At 47.1% G+C, this 1662-nt stretch carries 1 rRNA gene; it reads right to left on the minus strand.

Going from position 1 to position 1662, the window contains the following annotated elements:
• Positions 1-1517 (minus strand): 23S ribosomal RNA (locus BT107_RS17325); the annotation flags it as partial.
• Between the last annotated feature and the right edge of the window lie 145 nt (positions 1518-1662).

Raw genomic sequence — 1662 nt, forward strand, 5'->3', positions numbered from 1 at the left:
CTCAGTGTACTATCGGGGCGTCACCGCTCCCTTCAACGCACAATTCCGTCTGTGCGCACCAATGCTACATCCCCGTCACTTTTATTGTGAGCAGGTACAGGAATATTAACCTGTTGTCCATCCACTACCCCCTTCGGGTTCGCGTTAGGTCCTGACTGACCCCCAGCTGATTAGCATAGCTGGGGAAACCTTGGTCTTTCGGCGTGCGGGTTTCTCGCCCGCATTATCGTTACTTATGCCTACATTTTCGTTTGTAGAACCTCCAGCATACCTTACAGTACACCTTCTGTGGCGCTACAATGCTCCCCTACCCCTCTATAAATAGAAGTCATAGCTTCGGTGATATACTTATGCCCGATTATTATCCATGCCCAACCGCTCGACCAGTGAGCTGTTACGCACTCTTTAAATGAATGGCTGCTTCCAAGCCAACATCCTGGCTGTCTGTGCAGTTGGACCTCGTTTTTTCAACTTAGTATATACTTTGGGACCTTAGCTGATGATCTGGGTTCTTTCCCTCTCGGACATGGACCTTAGCACCCATGCCCTCACTGCGCATAAACATTTTATAGCATTCGGAGTTTGTCAGGAATTGGTAGGCGGTGAAGCCCCCGCATCCAATCAGTAGCTCTACCTCTATAAAACTATATGCACGCTGCACCTAAATGCATTTCGGGGAGTACGAGCTATTTCCGAGTTTGATTGGCCTTTCACCCCTACCCACAGGTCATCCCAAGACTTTTCAACGTCAACGGGTTCGGTCCTCCACTTTGGGTTAACAAAGCTTCAACCTGCCCATGGGTAGATCACACGGTTTCGCGTCTACTACTACCAACTATGGTCGCCCTATTCAGACTCGCTTTCGCTACGGCTCCGGTCCATAAGACCTTAACCTTGCTGGTAAAAGTAACTCGTAGGCTCATTATGCAAAAGGCACGCCGTCACCCCTAAGGGCTCCGACCGCTTGTAAGCGTATGGTTTCAGGATCTTTTTCACTCCCTTGTTCAGGGTTCTTTTCACCTTTCCCTCACGGTACTGGTTCACTATCGGTCTCTCAGGAGTATTTAGTCTTAACGGATGGTCCCGCCAAATTCACACAAGGTTTCACGTGCCCCGTGCTACTCAGGATACCACTATCGGTAATGGTCTTTACTTATACAGGGCTATCACCTATACTGCTACGCTTTCCAACGTATTCTAATTCATAACACACCAAATGTCGTGGTCCTACAACCCCAATATTGCCGAAACAATATTGGTTTGGACTAATCCGCGTTCGCTCGCCACTACTTACGGAATCACTTTTGTTTTCTCCTCCTCCGGGTACTTAGATGTTTCAGTTCTCCGGGTTTGCTTCTCTTGCGAGATGACATATCTTCAATATGCCGGGTTGCCCCATTCGGATACCTGCGGATCATATCATATGTGCTGATCCCCGCAGCTTTTCGCAGCTTATCGCGTCCTTCTTCGCCTCTGAGAGCCTAGGCATTCCCCATACGCCCTTTTTTAACTTGTCACTACTAGATACTTTACAAATATCTAATAGCCTCTTGCTCTTCTCTATTTCGTATTCTTTTTATTTCTTATCGTGATAATTACCCCTGTGGTAATTATACACAATGTCCCAATATGTCAATGAACGTTTTTCAGTATTTACTGAAT

Origin of the sequence: Cellulophaga fucicola (genome assembly GCF_900119145.1) — a bacterium.
In the GTDB taxonomy this organism is placed as follows: Bacteria; Bacteroidota; Bacteroidia; order Flavobacteriales; family Flavobacteriaceae; genus Cellulophaga; species Cellulophaga fucicola.